Consider the following 23525-nt stretch of genomic DNA (forward strand, 5'->3'; position numbering starts at 1 on the left):
AAAAAAGGAAGATCCATGCCAAGAGGCAGAATCCGACCCCTCTTTCCCGGAAAGGGATGCTGTACAGCGTGGGTGTCATGCCTTAATTGTAAAGCAATCTCTTTCAAAAATAAAGGCTTCCGGCATTTCTGCGGGACAATCCCCCGGGAAATTGATAGCCTTTGCCCATGTTTTCCAGACTCTTGAAAAAGCTCTCCGAAGGCCCTCTGCTGCTCGATGGCGGGATGGCTGCCGCCCTCTCCGCAAGGGGCTTTCCGCAGTCCCGACCCCCGGAACTCGCCTGCCTGGAATCACCGGAACTCCTGAAGGAAGTCCACACCGGATTCCGGGATTCCGGATCCGATGTTTTTTTGACAAACAGCTTCGGTGGCAACGAATTTCGCCTAGAAAAGCACTCACTCGGCTCGAATCAGGAAGAAATCCTCCTTTCATCGGCAAGAATCGCAAGAGAAGTCGCCGGATCCGGAGTTCTGGTCGCCGGCAGCATGGGGCCTTCGGGTCGGGAGGATCTCTCCCTTCAAGTCCTGGAAGCGGCTTTTGCAAGACAGGCGGAGTTCCTGGCGAAAGGAGGCGTGGATTTCTTCTTCATCGAAACCATGCAGAATCCGGAGGAAGCGGCCGCCGCAGTCCGGGGTGCAGAGAGAAGTGGCCTGGAAGTCTGCGTCTCGATGTGTTTTCCCTCGGGGATTCCCGATGATTCCCTGCTCGCGGAACTCGTCCAGCGTATGGAAGACACAGGAGCGGTCGCCATGGGAGCCAACTGTTCTCCCTCGTCTCATGGCATGCCGGACCTGATTTCGCGCGTGAGTCGCTTCAGTTCCCTTCCCCTGATCGCAAAACCCTCGGCAGGTTTGCCCCTGATGGAAAATGGCAAACCTGTCTACCGGCTTTCGCCGGAGGACTTCGCCTGTGATCTGCTTCGGGCACAAGATGCGGGAGCCTCCCTGCTCGGAGGATGTTGCGGGGTGGAGGCCGGGCATATCGCCGAGCTGCATCGGCAGTGGAAGCATCCCTAGGCTGATTTTAGGGGAATCCCCTTGACCAAGTAAGCACGGAACTCTAGGCTTTTCATCTCTTTAGCTTCGATTGGGAGGATGATATGTCCAGAATCGTCAGGGCAGGGCTGATCCAGGCCACACTCTGTGCAGATGCCAGCAAGAGCGTGCAGGAAATCAAAAGCGCCATGCTCGAGAAACACCTGGGGCTGATTGATGAGGCCGCAGAAAAGGGTGTCCAGATTCTCTGCCTGCAGGAACTCTTCGACGGCCCCTATTTCGCCGCCGAGCAGGACATCAAGTGGTACGAGATGACCGAGCGGATTCCCGATGGCCCGACCATCCGGATCATGCAGGAAAAGGCGAAGCAGCATGATATGGTGATCGTCGTTCCCATGTACGAAGAAGCAGAAACCGGGGTTTACTACAACACGGCCGCCGTCATCGATGCCGATGGCACTTATCTGGGCAAGTACCGCAAGCACCACATCCCCCACTGCAATCCCGGCTTCTGGGAAAAGTTCTACTTCCGCCCGGGAAACCTGGGCTACCCGGTCTTTGATACGGCTGTCGGCAAGGTGGGAGTCTACATCTGCTACGACCGCCATTTCCCCGAAGGCTGGCGAGAGTTGGGACTGGGAGGCGCAGAGATCGTCTTCAATCCCTCTGCCACGGTTCAGGGCCTCAGCGAATACCTCTGGAAACTGGAGCAACCGGCCGCTGCCGTTGCCAATATCTACTATGTCGGAGCCATCAACCGCCCCGGTACCGAGGCTCCCTGGAACTTCGGAGAGTTCTACGGCACTAGCTATTTCGCCAATCCGAGGGGGCAGATCATTGAGGAGGGACCGCGCCTTGAAGATGCCGTCGTGGTGGCCGATCTCGACATGGAACTCATCCGGGAAGTGAGAAATGTCTGGCAGTTCTACCGGGACCGCCGTCCCGAATCCTATACGAAAACGGTCGCACCCTGAGCGGGAGGCTCATGAACTACGACGCGCGTCTTTACAATAAAGACCTGGCTCCCGTTCCCCCGGAGAACAGAACCTGGGGCATGGGGAACATCGCCGCCCTCTGGGTCGGTATGGTCGTCTGCGTTCCGACCTACATGCTCTCGGCCGGCCTGGTCAGCGAAGGAATGAACTGGTGGCAGGCCATCCTCACGGTCTTCCTCGGCAACCTGATCGTGCTTCTTCCCATGATGCTCATCGGCCATGCGGGCACAAAGCACGGAGTGCCCTTCCCGGTTCTCCTGCGCTCTTCCTTTGGAAGCCTCGGAGCCAATGTGCCCGCCATCCTTCGGGGACTGGTGGCCTGCGGCTGGTTTGGCATCCAGACCTGGATTGGCGGCGCGGCGATTTACACCCTGCTCAATGTTCTCAGCGGACAGGCCTTTACGGGCGAACCCCTGCCGGTTCTCGGAATCAACGCCGTCCAGTTGCTCTGCTTTCTCGGCTTCTGGTGCATGCATGTTTTCTTTATCGCCAAGGGAACCGAATCCATCCGCTGGCTGGAGACCCTGGCAGCCCCCTTCCTGATTGCCATGGGCCTTGCACTGCTCTTCTGGGCCTATAGCAAGGCAGGCGGGTTCGGAGAGATGCTCTCGGCTCCTTCGAAGTTCGTGGCAGGAGGCGCAAGAGAGGGTGAGTTCTGGAAGGTCTTTTTCCCAAGCCTCACGGCCATGGTGGGCTTCTGGGCGACTCTTGCCCTGAACATCCCCGACTTCACCCGCTACTGCAAGAGCCAGCGCGACCAGCTTCTCGGGCAGGCACTCGGACTGCCTCCGACCATGGCCCTCTTTGCCTTTATCGGAGTGGCGGTGACCTCGGCCACCGTCGTCATCTACGGAGAGGCTATCTGGGATCCGGTTCAGCTCATGGGGAAAATGGGTACGGGATTTACCGTCGCCCTCGCCCTCTTTGTTCTTGCCGTCGCCACGCTCACGACAAATCTGGCGGCCAATGTGGTGGCTCCCGCCAATGGCTTCAGCAATATCAATCCTGACCGGATCAGTTTCCGCATGGGCGGCTTCATCACGGCGGGACTCGGTATTGCGATCTTTCCCTGGAAACTCCTCGAGAGTACGGGCGGCTACATCTTCACCTGGCTGATCGGCTACTCAGCCCTGCTTGGCCCCATCGCAGGGATCCTGATTGTGGACTACTTCCTGATCCGCAAAACCGAACTGCATGTGGAGGATCTCTTTCTCATTGAAGGACGCTATTCCTATCGGCGCGGATGGAACCCGATCGCTCTTGTAGCCCTGATCCTCGGCGTTCTGCCCAATGTGCCCGGCTTTCTGCATACGGCCGGCCTTGTTTCCCGCGTTCCTGCCATCTTTGACAGCATCTACACCTATGCCTGGTTTGTGGGCCTTTTGATTGCGGGCCTGCTCTATTTCACACTGAGCCGCTCTGCCATAGCGGCGGATTTGAGGAAGTAAATGTCTCAGCCGACACTGCCCGATTGCAAGCATCAAGCCCGGCCCTACGATGGTCCCGATTACGGAGAGGTTCTCAATACAAGACGGGAACACCTGAACCCCGCGATTTTCACGCTCTACAAGGAGCCGCTCATGATCGTGGAAGGGCATATGCAGTATCTCTTCGATGAGAAGGGGCGACGCTATCTGGATCTCTTTGCCGGCATCGTGACCGTCTCCTGCGGGCACTGCCATCCAAGGGTCACGGACGCCATGAGCGAGCAACTACAGCGCATCCAGCACACGACGACGATCTACCTGAATCCCCTGATCGGCGAGTATGCAAAGCGCCTGGCTTCGAAACTCCCCGGCGATCTGGATGTCTTGTATTTTGTGAACAGCGGAAGCGAGGCCAATGACCTGGCACTGATGATGTCGAGGCTCTACACCGGACACCACGATGTCCTTGCCGTCCGCAATGCCTACCATGGCGCGAGCCCGACGGCCATGGGCCTGACCAGTCATCACACCTGGAAGTACCCGGTCCCCCACTCGCAGGGCATCCACCATGTTCCCTGCCCCGATCCTTCGCGTAGCCGCTATCAGGGAAGCCCCGAGGAAATCGCAAGCTCTTCGGCCGAGGAAATCCGGGACATCATCCGCTTCAGCACGCCGGGAAAGGTGGCGGCCTTTATCGCCGAACCGATTCAGGGAGTGGGCGGCGCCACTTATGGAAGCCGGAACTACCTGGGCGAAGCTTACGGGATCGTCCGCGAGCACGGCGGCCTCTGCATTGCCGACGAAGTGCAGACCGGTTTCGGACGCACCGGCGATCATTTCTGGGGATTCGAAAACTTCGATGTGCAGCCCGACATCGTGACCATGGCCAAGGGAATCGGCAACGGCGCCCCCCTGGCTGCCGTGGCCACACGCCGGGAGATCGCGGAAGTCCTCACGCAACGCATTCACTTCAACACCTATGGAGGCAACCCGATCTCCATGGCGGCCGGCTTGGCGGTTCTGGATGTCATCGAGGAGGAGGGGCTGCAGGAAAACTCGAAAGTCCTCGGTGCCCGCTTCCATGAGGGGCTTTTGAAACTGAAGGACAAGCACTCACTGATCTATGATGTTCGAGGCATGGGACTGATGATCGGCGTGGAACTGAGAGACAAAGAGGATCAGCCGGCCACTGCCGCCTGCGCAGAAGTGCTGGAGCAGTCGCGTGAAAGAGGGCTCCTCGTCGGCAAGGGCGGTCTCTTCGGCAATGTGCTCCGGATCAAGCCGCCCATGTGCATCAGCGCAGACGATGTGGACTTCGCGCTCGAGGTTCTCGACATTGCAATCGAATACGCGGCCAAAGCCTGATGGAAGGAGATAGCATGGGTTTCGACAAGGTCATCACGGGCGGGAGGATTGTCACTCCCGAGGGCATCATCGAGGGCGATCTTGCCATTGAAGGCGAGAAGATCGTGGCCATCGGTCCCGGCCTGGCCGACATGGCTTCGGAGATCATCGATGCAGAGGGACACCTCGTCCTGCCCGGAGCCATTGATGTTCACACCCATCTGGAATTGCCTTTCTGTGGAACGGTCTCTTCCGATGACTGGATCACGGGCAGCCGGGCCGCAGCGCGCGGAGGCGTGACCTCCTTGATTGACTTTGCCATTCCCTTCGGCGATCAAACTCTTTCGGAAGCCCTCGATTCCTGGCATGCGAAAGCACGGGGCAAGAGCCTGATCGACTACGGATTTCACATGGTCATGACCAATGAAACTCATGTCACCCAGATGGAGACGATGTTCGAGCGCGGTGTCCCGAGCTTCAAGGAGTTCATGATCTATGAGGCCCAGGGATGGCAGGCTCATGACGGCACGCTCTTCCGGACTCTGGAGCGTTTGAAGGACATGGGTGGAATGCTCATGGTTCATGCAGAAAGTGCGAAGGTTCTCGACGAACTAATCGGACGCTACCACACGCCGGAAGCGATGAAGCAGTACGGGGCGAGGCTTCACACGATGACGCGCCCGGACTTCACGGAATCAGAAGCCGTGCAGAGAGCGGTCAAGTGGAGCGAGGTCACCGGAGGCTCCTTGTACATTGTGCACATGTCGGCCGGCGAAAGCGCGGAGGTCGTTCGACAGGCTCAGGAAAAGGGCGTTCCGGTCTTGGCCGAGACCTGCCCCCAGTATCTGGCTCTTGATGACGAGGTCTTCAGTCGGGAAGACGGCCACCTCTTCGGCACCTGCCCGCAGATAAAGTCAAAGGGCAATGATGACAGACTTTGGCAGGGCTTGGCCGATGGCGAGTTGGCGGTCGTAGCTACGGACACCTGCAGCTTTACCCGCGAGCAGAAGGCGATGTGGGAAGGGGACTTCACAAAGATCCCCATGGGAATGCCGGGACTGGAAACCATGCTCCCGATTCTCTACACTCTGGGCGTCCAGAAGGGACGCATGGACATCGAAACGATGACTGCGAAACTGTCCACGAACCCGGCGAAAATCATGGGCCTCTACCCGAAGAAGGGAAGCATTGAGGTAGGTAGCGATGCGGACATCGTCATCATCCATCCCGAGAAGACCCACGAGGTCATTCCCGATGAGATGGAAACCAATACGGACTGGTCTCCTTTCGAAGGATGGCATCTTGCGGGCTTTGCGAGAACCACTCTTTCGCGCGGAGAAGTGATTGTGGACAAGTACAAGGTATGCGGCGAAATGGGTCGCGGGCAATGGCTGCCCCGCGACAAGGCCGGATTCGTGAAAGGACTGCGATGATTCTGAGCAACTTCATTGGTGGACAAAAAGTGGAGAGCCCTTCCGAAAGAAGGCTCCCGGTCACGAACCCGGGCGATGGCAAGGTCATCGCAGAAGTGCCCCTGTCCCGGGCCGCAGAGCTGAACGAGGCAGTTCAGATTGCCAAAACCGCTCAGGAAGAATGGTCCCTGATCCCCTTGAAGGATCGCGTGCAGGTTCTCTTCCGCATGAAGACCCTCATGGAGGCGGAAGTAGAGAGTCTTGCAGAGTTGATCACCGTGGAGAACGGCAAGACGATCGAGGAGTCCCGGGGTAGCATCCTCCGGGCGGTTGAATGTCTGGAGTTTGCCAGCAGTCTCCCCCAGATCGCTACGGGGGAAATTCTGGAAGTAAGCCGCGGAGTGGAATGTCGTTCCACGCGCTACCCGCTCGGAGTGGTCGCAGGCATTACGCCCTTCAACTTTCCCCTCATGGTTCCCCTCTGGATGGCTCCCCTGGCTCTCGCCTCCGGGAATGCCTTCATCCTGAAGCCCTCCGAGCAAACACCGCTTAGCGCCATGGAACTGGCTCGTCTCTTTTCCGAGGCCGGACTTCCCGATGGAGTCTTTTCTGTCATGCACGGTGACCGTGAAATCGTGGAAGCCATTTGTGATCATCCCGACATCGCCGCTGTGGGTTTTGTCGGTTCCACTCCCGTAGCGCGCGCGGTCTACGAGCGTTGTGCGGCGACAGGAAAACGCGTGAGATCCATGGGTGGTGCGAAAAACCATCTGGTCGTCGTCCCCGACGCGGATCCGGAAATGACGGCCACCAATGTCGTGGCCTCGGCTACCGGTTGTGCGGGACAGCGTTGCATGGCAGCGAGTGTCCTGCTGGCCGTGGGCGATGTGGATCACATCATCGAGAAAATTCACGAAAAGACCCGGGCGGTCATCGCGGGCGACAACATGGGCCCGATGATCAGCGAGGCAGCCAGGGAACGGGTTTCCGGCTACATCGACCGTGCAGAGGCCGGAGGAGCCAAGCTGCTTCTCGATGGACGCGAACAGATTGCAAGCAATGCCGACGGCTTCTTCATCGGCCCCTGCATCATCGACCAGGCCAGCCCGGACCATGAGGCCGCCTGCCAGGAGATCTTCGGCCCGGTGCTGACGATTCTCCGCTGCAAGACTCTCGACGAAGCCATCGCCATTGAGAACGCAAATCCCTATGGCAACGCGGCCGCGATCTACACCTCCTCCGGCAAGGTGGCGCAGCATTTTGCGGACAAGGCCAGCGCCGGCATGATCGGAGTGAACATCGGGGTTCCGGTTCCCCGCGAACCCTTCGCCTTTGGCGGATGGAACGACAGCCGTATCGGCGAAGGAGAAATCACCGGCTTTGATGCCATGGACTTCTGGACCCGCTCGAAAAAGGTCACTAGCAAGTGGTCAAACGAGCACAGTGTGAATTGGATGAGTTGATGGAAAGCACCCGACTTTCAGAAGCCGAACTGCAGGACAAGTTCGCCGAGCTGTCTCCCCCCTTCGGTCCCCGGGAAGCCGCATCTCAGGCATCCCGGTGCCTCTTTTGCCATGACGCTCCCTGCACCCGTGCCTGCCCGACACACATTGATGTGCCGAGGTTCATCCGGCAGATCCTCCACGGCAATTACACGGGAGCCAGCCGCACGATTCTCGATGCCAATGCACTGGGGGGAACTTGTGCGAGGGTCTGCCCCACGGAGGTGCTCTGCGAGGGAGCCTGTGTGGATCGGCTTCTCAAGGGCGCGCCGGTGCCCATCGGGCGGCTCCAGCGTTTTGCCACCGACTGCGGAGATCCTCAGTACGAAGCTTCCGAAGACACGGGAAAGAAAGTCGCCGTTGTCGGCTCCGGCCCGGCCGGACTCTCCTGCGCCTGGCACCTTCGCCTTCAGGGACACAGTGTCACGGTTTATGAAAAAGAGCCGGAGGCCGGCGGCCTTGGAAGCCGGGGGATTGCTTTCTACAAGATTCAGGAGCAGGACATCCTGAGAGAAGTCGAGCGCATGGAAGGAATTGGGGTAGAAATCCGTTGCGAAGAGACCATTGATGCGGACCGCTTCCAGCAACTGAGAGAGGACTTTGACGCGGTCTTCCTTGCCACGGGACTCGCTCACTGTCGGCGTCCCGGAGTGACGGGAGAAGATGCCGCGGGGGTCTTTGACGCTCTTGAGTGGATTGAAGAACTCCACAGAAACGGCTGGAGCCATCCACCGCTTGGATCGAAGGTGCTGGTCTTCGGCGGTGGCAACACGGCCATCGATGCCGCCATCAATGCCGTCAAGCTGGGAGCAGAGTCGGTGACCCTGGTCTACCGCCGTGATTCAGCTTCCATGCCCGCCTATCGTCATGAGTTCAAACACGCATTGTCCGAAGGCGTGGACTTCCGTTTCCTGGCATCTCCCCGGGAGTTTCTCCACGAGGACGGTAAACTTCACTCTGTGCGGCTTGAGAATCTCAGTATGAAGGGTGAAGGCCGCAGAGCGGAACTGGAAGTCCTCGACGAGTTCACCCTTGAATGTGACATGGCACTCCTCGCCACGGGGCAAGTCGCGCACCGGGACTTCTATGAAAATGTCGAAGGACTTGAACTGAAGGGACAATCCCTCCTTGCCGACGCTGAAGACGGCAGCACGAAGCTGGCCGGAGTCTATGCCGGTGGCGACTGCAGAAACGGGGGCGCGGAAATGGTAGACGCCGTGGAGGAAGGAAAGCGCGCTGCGGTCGCCATCCACAGGAGCCTGGGAGGAAGCGAATGAAAAAGCCGGACCTGTCTACGAACACCTGCGGCATCCTCTCCCCCAATCCCTTCTGGCTGGCCAGTGCGCCGCCGACAAACTCCGGCTATCAGGTTCGCCGCGCCTTTGAGGCCGGCTGGGGAGGGGTCGTCTGGAAGACTCTCGCCCATGAGCCGATTGTCAATGTCTCCAGCCGATACGGAGCCCTGGATTACGATGGTCGAAAGATCATGGGCTTCAACAATATCGAGCTCATCAGCGACCGCAGCCTGGAGGACAACCTTCGCGAGATCCGGGAGATCAAGCGGGACTTTCCCGGGCACGCCGTCGTGGTGAGCCTGATGGTGGAAAGTGAAAGGGAGCGCTGGCATGACATCGTCCGGCAGACTGAGGACACGGGTTGCGATGGACTGGAGTTGAACTTCGGGTGTCCCCACGGCATGAGTGAGCGCGGGATGGGATCGGCCGTGGGGCAGGTTCCCGAGTACACGGAGATGATCACGGCCTGGGTAAAGGAAGTCGCGCAGACTCCCGTTCTGGTCAAGCTCACCCCGAACATCACCGACATCCGTGCGACCGGCCGGGCGGCCAAACAGGGCGGAGCCGACGGCATCTCGCTCATCAATACGATCAACTCCATCATGGGCGTGGATCTGGAGACATTCCGTCCCATGCCCCATGTCGCAGGACGAGGTTCCCACGGCGGATACTGCGGCCCGGCAGTCAAGCCGATTGCCTTGAACATGGTGCAGTCCCTGGCTTCGGACCCCGAAGTGGATATTCCTCTTTCGGGCATCGGAGGAATCCAGGCCTGGCAGGATGCCGTGGAGTTCATGCTCCTGGGCGCCAGCAGCGTTCAAATCTGCACGGCGGCGATGCACTACGGCTTCCGTCTGGTCGAACACATGATCTCAGGCATGGAAGACTGGATGAGCGAACACGGTTTTGAGAAGACGACAGACTTCATCGGTCGTTCGGTTTCCCTGGTCGGAGGATGGAACGAACTGGATCTCGGCTACCGGGTTGTCGCAGAAATCAAACAGGAAGACTGCATCCATTGCGGCATCTGCTACATCGCCTGCGAAGACGGAAGCCACCAGTCGATCAGGGTCGAGAAGGTCAAAGAGGAGGATTTCCTCGCCTCTCCTGCAGGTTCACATTCCGCTTTCGAACACAGTGGCGGACGACGCTTCATGCCCGGCGCGGGCGAAGGCTATGTGAATGTCTTTGAAGTAGACCGGGAGACCTGCGTCGGTTGCAACCTCTGCTCTCTGGCCTGTCCCGTTCCGGGGTGCATTGAAATGGTCGAGAAGGACTCCGGACTTCCCTCCATGACGGTTGTTGAATACCACGAGAAACTGTCACGGGGCGAGATTGAGCCCATTCGACCCCCGGAAGACCACCGATAAAAAAAGCCGGGCATGAGCCCGGCAGGTGGAGGCGGCGGGAATCGAACCCGCGTCCGAAAAAACCTCAACGAAAGCGTCTACAAGTGTAGTCCGGCATTGAGTCTCATTTTCCGCGAGGGGGCCAAACGCACCTTCGGAAAACCAGCCTGGAAATTCTCGTGCTGATGCGTCAGGCCCGCAACAGAACCAGTCTCAGTGTTTGATACCCGACCCCGCTCCCTGAGACGCAAAGCGGGCGGGCATGGGGCTATTTAAGCCGCCAGAGCGAAGTTATCGTTCGCAGTTAAAATTGTGTCCGATACTTGATAACGGGGCTGAATCGGATTCCCCGACTTGCGGCTCTCGCCTCGTGAATCCCCGTCGAAACCAGGTCGCCCCCGGGATTCTCCCGTAAATCTAGTGGAATTCAGCAATTATGTCAAATGCACCGCTTCCGGAAAAGCGGACTATTTCAGACAATCAGGTATGAATACCCACAGAAGGAGATGGATGGCAAGAGCTTATGTCATTTTACATGGGCTTTTACCTTGCGAATGTGCTATACTGAACGCGGAAGTGGAGCATTTTAACTCCTGTACATATTCTGGTTTGTCCGAACCGCTTGAGCAACGAGGATGGGGAATAGTAATATGCCCCACTCTCTTGATTTTGCAACTTTTGCGATACCCGCTACTTGAGGGGCATAGGCCCTCTGGTGGCATAAAGCGGAACAGTGATGAAGACATCCTTGCCTGACATCCTTTGCGGTCTCATGATCGTCCTGTCATTGGCCCTCCCGGCCGATGCCGTGCTGTATCGTGTATCGCCCCCAGGCTCGGAACCCGCCGGCTCAGACTCTGACTTCCCGGACATCCAGTCTGCCGTCGATGCTTCTGTGGACGGAGATATCATCGAGCTGGCCGCGGGCATCTTCTTCGGCCCCGGCAATGTCGATATCGATCTTCAGGGCAAGGCCATCGCCATTCGCTCCATCGATGCCAATCCCAACAGTAGCGTCATTGACTGCCAGGGAAGCCCCGGCTCCCCCCATCGCGCCTTCCTTGCGGTATCCGGAGAAGGCCCGGCGACCGTCCTGGAGGGAATCACCATTCTCGGGGGCCACATGGCAGGCTCCTGGCCCGAGCATGCGGGTGCCGCCATTCTCTGTCGCAACGCTTCCTCCCCTTCCATCGTGAACTGTTTCTTCCGCGACAACCATGCGGGCAGCGGCGGCGCGATCAGTTGTGACGGATTGAGTTCGCCCCGGATCCTCTATTGCCGCTTTGAAAACAACGACGCCGTCTACTACGGAGGGGCGATCTACTGCCACGAGCGCTCTTCCCCGACCCTGAGGGGCTGTTACTTTCTCGGCAATGCGGCTGGCTACTACGGAGGCGGCCTGAGGACGGTCTTCTCCAGCCCGCTGATCCTGGACTGCACCTTTGTGGACAATGAAGCCGGAGAAGGAGGCGGCGGGCTTGCTTTCTCGGGCAGCTCTGCACCGGAGCTTCTCCAGTGCACCATCGTCGGCAATGTGACGGGTGGAAACTCCGGAGGAATCTACAGCTATTATTCCGAGCCGCTAATCCGCAAAACCCTGATCGCCTTCAATTCAGGAAGTGCCGTGGATGTCTACGGCGACCAGCTTCCCATGCTCGAACAGTGCGACATCTTCGGAAACCTGGGAGGCGACTGGATCGACGCCATTGCACCGCAGCTCGGAACTTACGGTAACTTCTCCGAAGACCCACTCTTCTGCGACGAACATGACCGGGACTCCTTCACCGTAGCCAGCAACTCGCCCTGCGCACCCGACTGCAATTCCTGTGAGGATCAGATCGGCGCATGGCCGGTGGGCTGCCTGAACTTCAGTGCCCAGGAGACTTCCTGGAGTGAACTGAAAGCCATGGGGTGGTCCCCATGATGATGATGCTTACGGCAGGGGCAGTGAAACAGAAGACGCTCCACTCTTCCACTGCTCTTCTATCATTGCTCCTGCCACTTTTTCCCTGGCGACTGGCCGGGAATGACCGATGTCCCTCCGGGGACAGCGCGCCCTTTTGACCAGGCGCTATCCGAACCGTCGGTCAAGCCTCTCCCGGGAAACCGGGAGGGGTTTTTTATTTGATGTGCCGCAGGGGAGTGCTCCGGGCTTTCTCCGGGTTCGCCGGGAGCGGCAGTGCTAGATTTCGGTGAGTTGAAAAGCATGTGCGAATAGGGACATTGCACGCCACGCGAGTCATGGGTACAAATTACCCCGTAGCTGGCCAACCGCAGCGCCGTCAGAACGGCCCGCAGGAAGATGCGAAGCAGGGATGAGACCGACTCGGGACGGTGAGTAGAATCAGAAGACCATGTTCGAGTTTTCGCAAAACAAGACGGCTTCCGCCTCCTTGTATTGCTGGTTCATTTGCACTGTCTCCAGAAATGACATGAAGATTCGTTCGATGGGTACCAACTGCCGAAGAAGAACACCCGTGCTCGACTGGTCTCGGTTGTTGAAGTGGTCCATTGCGACCTCAAGGCTGCAGGTCGTTGAAATGAAGCTGTCATTTCTCCGAACTTTCGGCTGTCCCGGACAAGAATAGCCTCGATACAAGGCTACGACCGTATGTCCCAGGCGCTCGTACAACTCGCGCACGAAGGCCAGCCTGTAGAGTATGTGATCCTCGCGGCGTTCTTTGCTCCACAATCCGTCGAAGAGACCCGGATCCCGAACCTGCTTGCCTTCAAATGAAACCAGACCCAACTCTGCGAGCACGATGCGGTGTCCCTTGACGAGTTCTCCGGAGTAGGGATTGCTTACGAATTGTATGGCAAAGGCTTCCTCAAGATCCCAGAGGTCTTTCGACATCATGAAGCGCTTGAGATCGCCACACAGAGTCAGGCTACCGGTTCGACTCGAGAAGTCCAACGAAGCTCCCGACGCCAGAAACTTCGACTCGGCCTCCAGCCATTCCCCAACACCTTTCCGCAGCGAGGTGATGTTGACTTCTGAACTCGCCTGATGCTTGGGATCCGCTTGAATTTCGAGCGGTTGATCCAGTCGCAAAATGGTCTCTGCATAGAGTGCAAGATCGTCCTTTGAGGCCTCGACGCTTCCCTCGGAAAATTGACAACGGCCCACGAATTCAAGAGGCAACTCCCAGTGAGCCCCCTTATCCTCAAAGTCGAGGATCTCGACCACGAACATGCCGGACCTATCCTTCACTTCGAGAACGCGTATGGGCGTTCTTCTGTTGTCGAGCATGCGTCCTTCATTCCCTTGAGCAATGTACTTGAGTTCTCCAGGATGAAAGGAGGAGTCGGGCAACAAGTCAGGGTTTTTCCGGTAGACCATGCCTTCTCCTTATGTACTGCCGAGTTGGATGCGGTATCTCATCACTTGTCAAGATCTGGCCGAACGGTTGCCCTTCGAGCCATCAATGCTCATAAGTGCGCGAAGCAGTTGGACACCGAGAGCCCTGCCTAATAGTGGCGGAACCGCATTGCCGATCTGCAAGCGCTTGTCGCCCATATTTCCGGTGAAGACAAATCTGTCAGGGATAGGGATTTCAAACGCATAGTCCCGCTCCCACATTCCGGATCATAGCAAATCCGGGGAGAATGTAGCACAGCGATCAGGCCGTTTCAATGCGCGGGTCGGGAAACTGTCGTGAGCACCCTTGCGTGGCCAGGGTGACGCATGGCGAACGCCGCGATTTCGCATTGGGCGCCAACACGCTACAGCAGTGATGCTTGTGGATTCAGGGCGGGGTCACCGGCTGGGCCAGTCAATCCAGCGGGGTGAGTATCAAGTCGCTGCGATCATCGACCAGCGGCTTGCGAAGGCTGTGCACGAACTGCCAAGGCGACCGGGAGGAGCAGGACTCCATCAGGAAGTTCCGAGGAGTCTCTCCGCAAAGCGCAGCAGTCCGAGAGGCCCGGTCATCATCATGTCGCCGCCGGGAGCGGGGAAGAGAGTGTCCAGATCGGTCTCGAGAAGGAGGCCCCGGTTCGGTCCGGTAACGAGAATTCGTTCCACAGCGTGGAAGCCGGGCGGGTCGAAGTGCACGGCACCTTCGCCTCCGTCTTCGCGAACCTGCTCGTCCGAGAAGTCACCGTCTGCGAATCGGCGGAGTGCGTCGCCGAGTTCGGAGGCGCGCTTGCGGAACATACGCGTGTGATGCTCCATGGCGGAAAGGACACGGTCGCCTCGAAAGACCCCCGCCATCAGGTGGCAGTTACCGACATTCACCAACAGATCCACCCCGTCGCTCGGGAGTTCGGCGCGGCAGCCCATGAGTGCGGACATGGGAGTGTCCGCCGCAAGAGCCGGGACACCGGGGAGGTCCTTTGCCAGGCGATCGAGTCCCGACTGCATGCGATAGAAACCACTGGGCAGGTCGTCGCGTGTGAACGCCAGAGCGGAGGGATGAGGGTTTTCAGAGAGCCGCTCCGCGAAGGTTCGGAATCGGGACACGCGATTCAACTCCCCCTCCTTGTACGCGCCGTGGTCCTGCACGGCGAACGCAACGGCATCGAGGTTCTCGAGGTCTTCGTCGTGCGCGTGGAGGAAGTCCCGAAGCGCGGGAATCTCCATTTCATCGAGATGAATGCGCGTGCCGTTACCGGAGCCTTCAGGGAGGTCGTCCGCGACTTCGATGCCGTCCTTTCGAACATCCTCGACACAGTTCCGAACGAGGAAGCAGGTGCGGGAAGTGGTTCGGACACGGTGCCCCTGCTTCACGAGTTCGCGGAGCGCGTAAGCAAGGGGGCCCCCGCCGACGGTGTCGCCCACGACATCCAGGTCGCCTGGCCTGGAGAGCACCCGTTCCGCATAGCGCTTGGCCGGAGCCCTGACGACCGCCTTGACGCAGTTCTCAAGGGTTCGGGTGGAGTCGTAGAGAAGGACATCCTTGGTGCCGTGCCCGATGTCGATGGCGAGGATGCGGTTCATGAGGAGGACCGCCCGGTTTCGTCGAGGTCCCGGAGTTCGTAGTAGTGACCGACTTCGCAGGAGCGACAGGTCGTGTCCCCCGTGGAGAGGAAGAGCTCTTCGCACTGATCGCAGGCGATGACCGGCGTTTCGATGCCGAGTTCACGGGTGGTCATTCGGATCGGTGTGGCGGTCAGGACCTTTCGGCGTGCTTCCAGCACCTGGAGTGAGACGGGCGCCCAGCGCTCGCCCTTCGGCAAAGAGTGGTCGAGCAGGCGGCGGAACCAGTGGTCGATGGTCGGGAACTCCGGCGTGCGGCGGGAGTCGAGGTGAATGCGATAGCCGAGTCCGGTATCCTTGTCATAAAAGGTGCAGGCGATCTTGTGCAGGTCCTGGACACGGAACTGTGTCTTCCCGAGACGATACCGTAGCACAGTGTGGATTCCGCTCGGGAGACAGAGCCAGTTTTCGATGACCGTTCCCATACGCTTGGTCTCCGGCATGAGTTCCAGCGCCCAGTCGGCCATGAAAACGGCGATCAAGGTGCCGGGGACCGGAAACCCGTGGAACTCAATCGCAAGGCGGATGAGGTCGTTGAGTGTGTACTCGCCAGGCTGGGCTTCAGTTGCGGAACCGGGGGGGGATTCGCCGCGTCGTCCTCGTTCGATGAGTTCGACTACTCGCTTTGCGTCAGTGTCGGGTGCGGTCATGTGGAGAATCTCCTTTTGAATAGATGAAATTCCTGACGATTCATGCGGGGAACAGTGGTTGTCCGCAACACTCATCCGAGCCGTCGCCCGGCGGTGCAGCCTGTCCTTGTGCGATGTCTGCGTAAGCACGCGCGCTTTCCACGGCTCCCGGAATACGCCGCAGGACTTCGTCGATGTCTTCCTCGGTCGTGTGGATGCCCAGGCTGAAGCGGATGGATCCGTCCACGCGTGAGGCGTCCATGCCCATGGCGCGGAGGACATGCGAGGGGCGGGGGTCTCCGGCGGCGCAGGCGGAACCCCTGCTGGCCGCGATCCCTTCCAGCGCGAGGGCATTGACGAGCGCACGTCCGGGCACATCGCCGAGATAGAGATGCGTGGTATTCGGGAGCCTGCCTGCACGATCGCCGTTCACCGATGAGCCGGGGAGCGCTGCGACAATCCCTTCCTCCAGGCGGTCGCGAAGCGTGGTGCACTTCGCCAGTCCCGCTGACCACGCAGGCTTGCGCACTTCCCGGATCCATGCGTGAAGTCCGGCCAATGCGGGAATGTCCGGCGTTCCGGCGCGGAGTCCGCCTTCCTGTTCGCCGCCGTGGACCCTCGCCATGATGCGCACGCCGTCGCGTACGAACAGGCACCCGATGCCAGGTGGTCCGTGGCTCTTGTGGAAGGAGAGAGTGAGCAGATCCGCAGCAAGTGCATCAATCTCCAGCGGAGCCCGACCAACGGCCTGCACCGCATCGACATGGAAGGGAACCGAAAGTTCCCGGCAGTGCGCCGAGATCGCCGCCACCGGCTGGAAGTGTCCGGTCTCGTTGTTTGCGAGCATGACCGAACAGAAGGCAGAGTCCCTGCGAATGGCATCAGCGACGGCGTCGGCCTCCACGATGCCCCCCGGGCCGGGCGGGACATGGGTGATTTCCCAGCCGTTTCTTGAGAGAAGGCGACAGACGGTGCCTACGGACGGGTGCTCGATGGCGGTCGTGACCGCGTGGCGTGCGTGGTTGCCGGCGAGGCGCGCATCGGCGATGCCCTTCAGGGCTAGGTTGTTGGCCTCGGTCCCGCCGGACGTGAAGACGATCCTACCGGCGGGGTTCCCGAGAAGTGAGGCGAGCGCTTCGCGGGTGTCCTCTACGATGCGAGCCGCACGGTGGCCGTCCTCGTGGGCACTTCCCGGATTCCCGCAAGGGCCTTCCAGCGCAGCCGTGATGGCAAGGACGACCGAAGGCAGCGGACGGCTGGTGGCGTTGTGGTCGAGATAGATGCCGGACATAAGGCCTCGGGTGCGCACAGGGCACGAAATGTGGAAGGACGGTCGAAGGGCCAGAGGCAGGAAATTCAAGCGCATGGTCCCGCCCACCGACATTCCGGATCGTAGCATATCCGGGGAAATCCTAGCACAGCGATTATCCAGTTTCAAACTCCGAGCAGGGAAAACTGTCACGAGCGTTCGATCTTCATGGCTTCGTTGATTCCCTCCAAGCCGTTGGCGATCAGGGCTTCCAGGACGTCGTCGATGGCGTTATCATCCTTGCGGTGGGTCATGTCGTAGGCTCCTTCTCGTTGATGGTTAGTTTCACCAACAAGAAGAGCGGACAAGGCCCGCCGTTTCAACGACGGAGATTGCCCCGGTCAGGCAGCCTCACCAGAGTTTACAGAAGAGAAGTTACACGCCCCCTGGATGAGACAGTTTTCAGCAAGGAGAAAGCGTGTGGTTGATAACCGGGGACATCCGACTAGATGCACACCTCTGGAAACAACAAAGCCCGCTGCTAAGTTATTGCAGCGGGCTTATTTATCTCGGTACGCCACCAGGGATTCGAACCCCGGACCGCCTGATTAAGAGTCAGATGCTCTGCCAGCTGAGCTAGTGGCGCAAAGCGGAGCACAGGGTAGGAAGCCCTGCGCTCGCTGTCAATAGTGCCTAGAAAGGCAAATCGTCCTCGGGCTCGGAATAGCTGCCGCCACTTTCAACCGTGGCCGCCGCCGGCTCCTTCTTCTCCTGGGAGTAGTCTCCCCCGGAAGCGCTCCCGGCATCGCCGGCCTTGCCGAGCATCACCATACTGAAGCAGCGAACCTCAGTGGTGTAGCGGGTCTGCCCTTCCTTGTCCTCCCACTTGCGAGTCTGGAGAGAACCCTCCACATAGATCTGCTTTCCCTTCTTGCAGTAGCGGGAAAGAGTTTCTGCGGTCTTGCCAAAGAAAACGAGACGGTGCCACTCGGTGTGATCATCCCAGTCGCCATCGCGGTTTTTGCGACGCTCCGTGGTGGCCAGCGTTGCGTTTGCAACGGCGGTTCCACTCTGGGCATAACGAAGTTCGGGATCCTTGCCGAGGTGACCGACGAGAATGACCTTGTTGACTCCTGCCATGGAATCCTCCTCTTGAATGTGCGGCTCTCACCCCGCAAAAGCGGTGCCGGTCTCGCAGGGGGCAAGACCCACAATTCCGTGGCATTTTTCCTTCAGAAAGAAATCCTCTGTCACCGGAAAAGACAAAGTGCTGAAAATGTGTCCACGGAAAAGGGGTGGAAGACGGGGATCGAACCCGCGACCACAGAGACCACAACCCTGTGCTCTACCAACTGAGCTACTTCCACCATAGGGCCAAAGCCCGGTAAGAGTGCAAACTATCAAGCCCCGAAGGGGAAGTCAAGACGGGTACGCCCGGCAGGATTTGAACCTGCGGCCCACGGCTTAGAAGGCCGTTGCTCTATCCAACTGAGCTACGGGCGCATGGTCGGGGCGACTGGATTCGAACCAGCGACCACCTGCTCCCAAAGCAGGCACGCTACCAGACTGCGCTACGCCCCGGAGGACTCACAATAGTTTCGAAGTGGCGAACTGTCAACGAGAGGGAAGAGATTCGAGCAGGGGAGCCAGGGCTTCGAGGGCCCGAAAGCGATGACTGTGCCGGTTTTTCTCTTCCTCACTGAGTTCGGCCAGGGTCTGGCCCTCTTCCGGCAAGAGAAAGACGGGGTCGTAGCCAAAGCCCTGCTCTCCGCGCGGCTCCCGGTCGATGAGACCCTCCAGGCGGCCTTCTGCGAGAAGACAATCTTCTCCCGGAGCCGGACAGAAGGCGATGACCGTCCGGAAACGAGCACTGCGCTTCTCATCGGGCACTTCCTGCAGCAGGGCCAGGGCCTTGCGCCAGTTGTCCTCGTAGCTGCACCCCGGGCCGGCCCAGCGAGCCGCAAAGACACCGGGGGCGCCGCCGAGAGCATCGATCTCCAAACCCGTGTCGTCGGCCAAAACGGCAGAACCGGTGAAGGCGGCAATTTCGCGAGCCTTCTTCGCGGCGTTCTCTTCAATGGTCGCCCCGTCTTCAATGACCTCCGGCAGGGGTTCTGAATGGGAAACCACTTCCAGGGGAAGCCCCAGTGTTTTGATAATGGCCGTAATTTCCTCGACCTTGTGAGGGTTGCCGGTGGCAAGGACGATCTTCACCCCAGAATCTCCTTCTGCATTTCGATCAGGGTTGCATTGCCAGCGGTCGCCAGATCCAGCAGTCGGTCCAGTTCATCGCGGGAGAAGGTGCTCTCTTCGCCGGTGCCCTGCACTTCCACGAAATTGCCGTCCTCATCCATGATGACATTCATGTCCACATCGGCCCGCGAGTCTTCCGGGTAGTCCAGGTCGAGCAGAGGCTCTCCGTCTACCATGCCGACACTCACGGCGCTCATTAGTCGAAGCAGGGGCGACTTCTTCAGCTTCAGGCTCTTCAGGGCTTCGTGAAGGGCCAGCACTGCTCCCGTGATCGAAGCGGTGCGCGTGCCACCATCGGCTTCAATGACATCGCAGTCCACGGTGATCGTGACTTCCGGCAGAAGAGACAGGTCGCAGACCGCACGCAGGCTGCGGCCGATGAGCCGCTGGATTTCCATGGTGCGCCCTCCGGCACCCCTGCGCTCGCGACCGACCCTCTCCGGACTGCTGGCCGGAAGCATCGAGTACTCCGCCGTGATCCAGCCCGCCCCGTCGCGCTTCCAGGGGGGAGCGCCATGGCGGATAGAGGCCGCACAAAGGACTCTCGTCTCCCCGAAATGCACCATAACCGAGGCCGGCTGGTTCTTCAGGTAGCCAGTTTCGAATTGAATGTCGCGCAGCTTGTCCGTCCTGCGCCCGGATTTGCGAGGGCTCATCGCTCTTCCTTTCGGTCCAGCAGGGTCAGGTTCTCGATCGATTCTCCCAGAAAGGACTCTCCGATCTGTCGGAAGCGAAGAGGAAGGTCGCTGACAAATACCTCGAGGGACCCCTGCTCACTGTCCGATGTTTCCAGTTCTCCGCTTCCCAACAATTCTGACAGCTCGCCGGCCAGTTCCTCTGCAGAGTCCACCAATCGAACCCCCTCGCCCATCAGTTCCTGGAGAAGAGGCTGCAGAAGCGGGTAGTGCGTGCAACCGAGAACCAGGGTGTCCACTCCGGCTTCCATCAGGGGAGACAGGTATTCCCGAGCGACCAGCCGGGTTGCGGGATGGTCGAGCCAGCCTTCCTCCACCAGGGGCACAAAAAGCGGGCAGGCCCGGCTACTCACCGACAGTCCCCCGCGAAGGGCCTTCAGGGCGGCAGTGTAGGCGGCGCTGTCCACGGTAGCGGGCGTTCCAATGACCCCCACGATTCCGTTTTTCGTCCCTTCTGCAGCAGCCCGGGCTCCGGGTTCGATCACGCCGAGGATGGGAAGGGAAAACTCCTCCCGAAGAAGATCCAGGGCCAGGGAGCTGGCCGTGTTGCAGGCCACCACCAGAGCCTTCACGCCCTGCTCCACGAGGAAGGCCGTGTTTTCGCGGGCAAAACGACGCACGGTGTCGCGCCCCTTGATGCCATAGGGCACGCGGGCCGTGTCGCCGAAATAGATCAGTTTCTCGCCGGGCAGTCGGCGGCGAATCTCCCGGACCACCGTCAGTCCGCCAAGACCAGAATCCCAGATGCCGATGGGCTCTTGCTTCATTCCGCTCCCAGTTCAATTCTTTCATCGATGAGCAGGTGCCCCGCCAGGCTGGCCTGCCTCTGTCCCGCGATCAGGATCCGGAGACTCTCCAGTTCCGGAAAGTTCACCCTCAGGGTTCTCTTCAGGGCTTCCAGGGCCACTCTTTCTTCCACACTGCCCGCCCATCGAAGAAGCTGTGCTGTTTCCTGCCCGAAATCAAGGACGAGATGACCGCCCTCCTCCAGAAAGAGCTGCCGCATCCGGGAACCCTCCGGGAAGGCCCGCCCCTTTCCCTGCAAAGGACCCCGCAAGAGTTCCTTCAGGGTCACCTCGATGCGATCGGCCGGATCCTCCTGAAGGGCCAGCGAACGGGCTTCCTCTCGCCAGCGCAGGTCCAGGCTTCCTTCAGCGAAAAAGAGAACTCGAATCTGGCTGCCGTAACTCCGGTCCCAGAGTTGTTCATCGGGCACCCGCGCCTCTTCGGGAGCATCCGGCGCGCAGGCGAGCAAAACAAGCAAAAGGAGAAGGACTCTTTTCATGGGCGACCCTCCTTCTCCCAACGCCGGCTCTGAATTCGGAGGGCACGAGCCAGGGCGCGGAGCCTCTGCTTGCGGGTGGGAGGATCCTCCCAGGCCGCCCTCTCGACCGCAGAATCCAGATTGCCGACTTCCAGAAGAAGGGCGGGCATATCCAGGCCACGGAGCGCCAGGGTTCTCTCGCTTCGAATTCCGAGAGTCCGGGAGATGTCTTCCAGAGAGAGAAAGCGTTGAAGATCCAGCGCCAGTTCCAGGCTTGCCCGATGATGCTGATCCTGCACGGACTGCCAGGGAACAAGTTCTCCGGGCAGCTCCCGACCAGAGTTCTCCTGAAGAATGAACTCCATGCCCACAGGCCCCTCGCTGCCCCTTCGTGTCCAGTGCAGGGAGAGAAAGAACTCGCCACCGGCGACATTGGCCGCCTGAACCCGGTGACCGGCAGGAATGTCGCGATCCGACTTCCGGCTCCAGAGCACCTCAAAACCTTCTTCCGAAAGAAAGGGCTCCAGGTAGCCCGCCATCTGCAGGCACCAGTCCTTTTCGCGGAGAGTGCCGGAAATCGCGCCCGTGTCGCGCCCCCCGTGTCCCGGATCCAGCACAATGACTTGAAAGCCGCCCCGACGAAGCTTCGGCTTTTCTCCGGGCAAAAGAGCCTCCCCGAGAGCAGGTTCGGGCAAGCTGCCCCCCTCTGAAAAGTCCATGGAGAGCACCCAGATCTTCCCGCTGCTGTCCATGCGCTCGCGAAGATTCTGGATCGGTCTCGATGGAAAGAGAAGCAGCCTTGCGGAGTCTTCGTCCTGCAAGGCAACAAGAGAGTCCACGCTTCCGTCTTCGGGAACCCGACTCCAGTCAAAGTCCGAAAGGCGACCGCCGGGAACCAGAAGCTCCAGACTCCCGTCCTTCCGTTCCCGGCTCGACGGCTCCAGTTTTCCAGAGAGGGTCAGAAGCATGCGCAGACGACGGGAAGAGCTGACCCATTCCAAAGAATGAAGATTCGGCCGCCCCGGGCCGGCAATCACCCGGGGAGAATCCGGGTCCAGCGAGAGGGACAGATCCGGGAAGTCCGCGATCAAGGCGGGCCAGAAGTCCAGGGGAAGGTAGAACTCGCCTTCAGCGATTCGGCAGGGTGCCGCCAGTTCCCGGGCGCGTCCGTCAAAGAAAACCCAGGGCATAGCGTCCGTGAACTTGATCCTGTGATCGCCGACACGAAGGAGTGCCTTTCGGGTCACCGGATCGAAGTAAGTGGTTCCCTGCAGAATCTGGCTGAGATCCCAGAGATTGATATAAAGAAGCGGCGCGTCCGGGAAACGATAGAGAGGAAAATCCCGGGCACTGCGGCCTTCTCCCGGCAGAAACTCCAGCTGCAGTTCATCGACAAATGCCGTCTCCGTGGCCGAAGCAAGAGAGGCAAGAAGCAGAAGAGCAAGGAGGGTCTTCCTCAAGACTCCTCCCGCTTGCGGGCCCGGGCCAGCGCACGGTCGCTGTCGCGCTTGGCCACGGTCTGCCTCTTGTCGTACTGGCGTTTTCCCCGGGCCAGGGCCACTTCCACCTTGGCCCAGCCCCTGGCTGTGAAGTAGACGCTGATGGGAACCAGGGTCAGGCCTTTCTCGATCAACTGGCGACGGATCTTTCTCAGTTCGCGGGCATTCAGCAGGAGCTTCCGCGGACGCTCCGGCTCGTGATTGCTCCGGTTGCCCTGCTCATAGGGGCTGATGTGTAAGCCGACGAGCCAGAGCTCCCCCTTCTCAAGGCGCGCCCAGGAATCCTTCAGGTTTGCGCGACCCGCACGAAGGCTCTTCACTTCCGTGCCAGTCAACTGCAGACCGGCCTCCCAGCGCTCGAGCAGGTGATAGTCATAGCGCGCCTTGCGGTTCACGCAAACTGTTTTGACTTCCTTCGACATTACAGACTTTCGACAAGGGGAAACCCCAAGCTATCACCCGTTCCCTCGCGCTTCAACGGGAATCAGTCCCCCTTGACAAGGAAGTCATGTCTTTCTACTCTCCTTGCCGCATGCCGAAGTGGTGGAATTGGCAGACGCGCTACGTTCAGGTCGTAGTGAGGGAAACCTCGTGGGAGTTCGAGTCTCCCCTTCGGCACCATGAAGGCGGCCTTTCGGG

At 59.5% G+C, this 23525-nt stretch carries 21 protein-coding genes, 5 tRNA genes and 1 other RNA gene; 10 read left to right on the top strand and 17 right to left on the bottom strand.

Annotated elements, in window-relative coordinates; translation table 11 throughout:
- The first annotated feature begins 167 nt into the window (after positions 1 to 167).
- From QGH30_06345 to preA, 8 genes are all read left to right on the top strand, one after another.
- Complete coding sequence (locus QGH30_06345; GenBank protein MDP7021957.1) at positions 168 to 1016, top strand: homocysteine S-methyltransferase family protein; 849 nt, start codon at positions 168 to 170, stop codon at positions 1014 to 1016.
- An 83-nt stretch (positions 1017 to 1099) separates the two neighbouring features.
- Entirely contained in the window at positions 1100 to 1969 is an 870-nt protein-coding gene (locus QGH30_06350) for a nitrilase-related carbon-nitrogen hydrolase (GenBank protein ID MDP7021958.1), read from the top strand.
- An 11-nt stretch (positions 1970 to 1980) separates the two neighbouring features.
- A complete protein-coding gene (locus QGH30_06355) occupies positions 1981 to 3438 on the top strand; it encodes an NCS1 family nucleobase:cation symporter-1 (GenBank protein ID MDP7021959.1) in 1458 nt (485 codons plus the stop codon).
- Positions 3439 to 4782 (top strand): aspartate aminotransferase family protein, encoded by a 1344-nt coding sequence (locus QGH30_06360; GenBank protein ID MDP7021960.1) that lies wholly within the window; start codon positions 3439 to 3441, stop codon positions 4780 to 4782.
- A 14-nt stretch (positions 4783 to 4796) separates the two neighbouring features.
- On the top strand, positions 4797 to 6194 hold the full coding sequence (hydA, locus tag QGH30_06365) for a dihydropyrimidinase (protein ID MDP7021961.1): 1398 nt from the start codon (positions 4797 to 4799) through the stop codon (positions 6192 to 6194).
- Entirely contained in the window at positions 6191 to 7636 is a 1446-nt protein-coding gene (locus QGH30_06370; GenBank protein ID MDP7021962.1) for a CoA-acylating methylmalonate-semialdehyde dehydrogenase, read from the top strand. Before hydA ends, QGH30_06370 begins: the two co-directional genes overlap by 4 nt.
- Entirely contained in the window at positions 7636 to 8952 is a 1317-nt protein-coding gene (locus QGH30_06375; protein MDP7021963.1) for an NAD(P)-dependent oxidoreductase, read from the top strand. Before QGH30_06370 ends, QGH30_06375 begins: the two co-directional genes overlap by 1 nt.
- Positions 8949 to 10340: an NAD-dependent dihydropyrimidine dehydrogenase subunit PreA gene (preA, locus tag QGH30_06380; protein ID MDP7021964.1), complete on the top strand. Its 1392-nt coding sequence runs from the start codon at positions 8949 to 8951 to the stop codon at positions 10338 to 10340. Before QGH30_06375 ends, preA begins: the two co-directional genes overlap by 4 nt.
- A 23-nt stretch (positions 10341 to 10363) precedes the next feature.
- Here the strand turns inward: preA and ssrA are convergent.
- Positions 10364 to 10719, bottom strand: a transfer-messenger RNA (tmRNA) gene (gene ssrA / locus QGH30_06385).
- Positions 10720 to 11067: 348 nt separating this feature from the next.
- Between ssrA and QGH30_06390 the strand changes: the two genes are divergently transcribed.
- Positions 11068 to 12243: a right-handed parallel beta-helix repeat-containing protein gene (locus QGH30_06390; GenBank protein MDP7021965.1), complete on the top strand. Its 1176-nt coding sequence runs from the start codon at positions 11068 to 11070 to the stop codon at positions 12241 to 12243.
- Between the two features lie 420 nt (positions 12244 to 12663).
- Here QGH30_06390 and QGH30_06395 read toward each other — a convergent pair whose 3' ends face one another.
- The 16 genes from QGH30_06395 to smpB all read right to left on the bottom strand — a co-directional run bounded on the left by QGH30_06395 (position 12664) and on the right by smpB (position 23308).
- Positions 12664 to 13530, bottom strand: a complete 867-nt coding sequence (locus tag QGH30_06395) for a hypothetical protein (GenBank protein ID MDP7021966.1) — start codon at positions 13528 to 13530, stop codon at positions 12664 to 12666.
- Positions 13531 to 13707: 177 nt separating this feature from the next.
- On the bottom strand, positions 13708 to 13836 hold the full coding sequence (locus QGH30_06400) for a hypothetical protein (GenBank protein MDP7021967.1): 129 nt from the start codon (positions 13834 to 13836) through the stop codon (positions 13708 to 13710).
- A 357-nt stretch (positions 13837 to 14193) separates the two neighbouring features.
- The gene (locus QGH30_06405) at positions 14194 to 15258 is read right to left on the bottom strand and encodes a DUF1786 family protein (protein ID MDP7021968.1); all 1065 of its coding nucleotides are present in this window, start codon (positions 15256 to 15258) and stop codon (positions 14194 to 14196) included.
- On the bottom strand, positions 15255 to 15947 hold the full coding sequence (locus QGH30_06410; GenBank protein ID MDP7021969.1) for an FmdE family protein: 693 nt from the start codon (positions 15945 to 15947) through the stop codon (positions 15255 to 15257). Before QGH30_06410 ends, QGH30_06405 begins: the two co-directional genes overlap by 4 nt.
- Positions 15948 to 15987: 40 nt before the next feature.
- Positions 15988 to 17292: a cysteine desulfurase family protein gene (locus QGH30_06415; GenBank protein ID MDP7021970.1), complete on the bottom strand. Its 1305-nt coding sequence runs from the start codon at positions 17290 to 17292 to the stop codon at positions 15988 to 15990.
- Positions 17293 to 17748: 456 nt separating this feature from the next.
- Positions 17749 to 17821: transfer RNA gene (locus QGH30_06420), tRNA-Lys, on the bottom strand.
- A 47-nt stretch (positions 17822 to 17868) separates the two neighbouring features.
- Positions 17869 to 18315, bottom strand: a complete 447-nt coding sequence (locus QGH30_06425) for a single-stranded DNA-binding protein (GenBank protein MDP7021971.1) — start codon at positions 18313 to 18315, stop codon at positions 17869 to 17871.
- Positions 18316 to 18469: 154 nt separating this feature from the next.
- Positions 18470 to 18542, bottom strand: a tRNA-His gene (locus QGH30_06430).
- A gap of 62 nt (positions 18543 to 18604) precedes the next feature.
- Positions 18605 to 18678 (bottom strand) — tRNA-Arg (locus QGH30_06435).
- A 1-nt stretch (position 18679) separates the two neighbouring features.
- Positions 18680 to 18756: transfer RNA gene (locus QGH30_06440), tRNA-Pro, on the bottom strand.
- Between the two features lie 33 nt (positions 18757 to 18789).
- Positions 18790 to 19389, bottom strand: coding sequence for an RdgB/HAM1 family non-canonical purine NTP pyrophosphatase (rdgB, locus tag QGH30_06445; protein ID MDP7021972.1), 600 nt, complete (start codon positions 19387 to 19389; stop codon positions 18790 to 18792).
- The gene (rph, locus tag QGH30_06450) at positions 19386 to 20084 is read right to left on the bottom strand and encodes a ribonuclease PH (GenBank protein ID MDP7021973.1); all 699 of its coding nucleotides are present in this window, start codon (positions 20082 to 20084) and stop codon (positions 19386 to 19388) included. The genes rdgB and rph overlap by 4 nt, the downstream gene beginning before the upstream one ends.
- Positions 20081 to 20890 (bottom strand): glutamate racemase, encoded by an 810-nt coding sequence (gene murI / locus QGH30_06455; protein MDP7021974.1) that lies wholly within the window; start codon positions 20888 to 20890, stop codon positions 20081 to 20083. The genes rph and murI overlap by 4 nt, the downstream gene beginning before the upstream one ends.
- Complete coding sequence (locus tag QGH30_06460; protein ID MDP7021975.1) at positions 20887 to 21408, bottom strand: GerMN domain-containing protein; 522 nt, start codon at positions 21406 to 21408, stop codon at positions 20887 to 20889. The genes murI and QGH30_06460 overlap by 4 nt, the downstream gene beginning before the upstream one ends.
- Positions 21405 to 22847, bottom strand: coding sequence for an N-acetylmuramoyl-L-alanine amidase (locus tag QGH30_06465; GenBank protein ID MDP7021976.1), 1443 nt, complete (start codon positions 22845 to 22847; stop codon positions 21405 to 21407). The genes QGH30_06460 and QGH30_06465 overlap by 4 nt, the downstream gene beginning before the upstream one ends.
- Positions 22844 to 23308, bottom strand: a complete 465-nt coding sequence (smpB, locus tag QGH30_06470; protein MDP7021977.1) for an SsrA-binding protein SmpB — start codon at positions 23306 to 23308, stop codon at positions 22844 to 22846. The genes QGH30_06465 and smpB overlap by 4 nt, the downstream gene beginning before the upstream one ends.
- A 112-nt stretch (positions 23309 to 23420) precedes the next feature.
- Between smpB and QGH30_06475 the strand changes: the two genes are divergently transcribed.
- A tRNA-Leu gene (locus QGH30_06475) sits at positions 23421 to 23507 on the top strand.
- The last annotated feature ends 18 nt before the right edge of the window (positions 23508 to 23525 follow it).

Source organism: Candidatus Krumholzibacteriia bacterium, from assembly GCA_030748535.1.
Classification (GTDB): domain Bacteria; phylum Krumholzibacteriota; class Krumholzibacteriia; order JACNKJ01; family JACNKJ01; genus JASMLU01.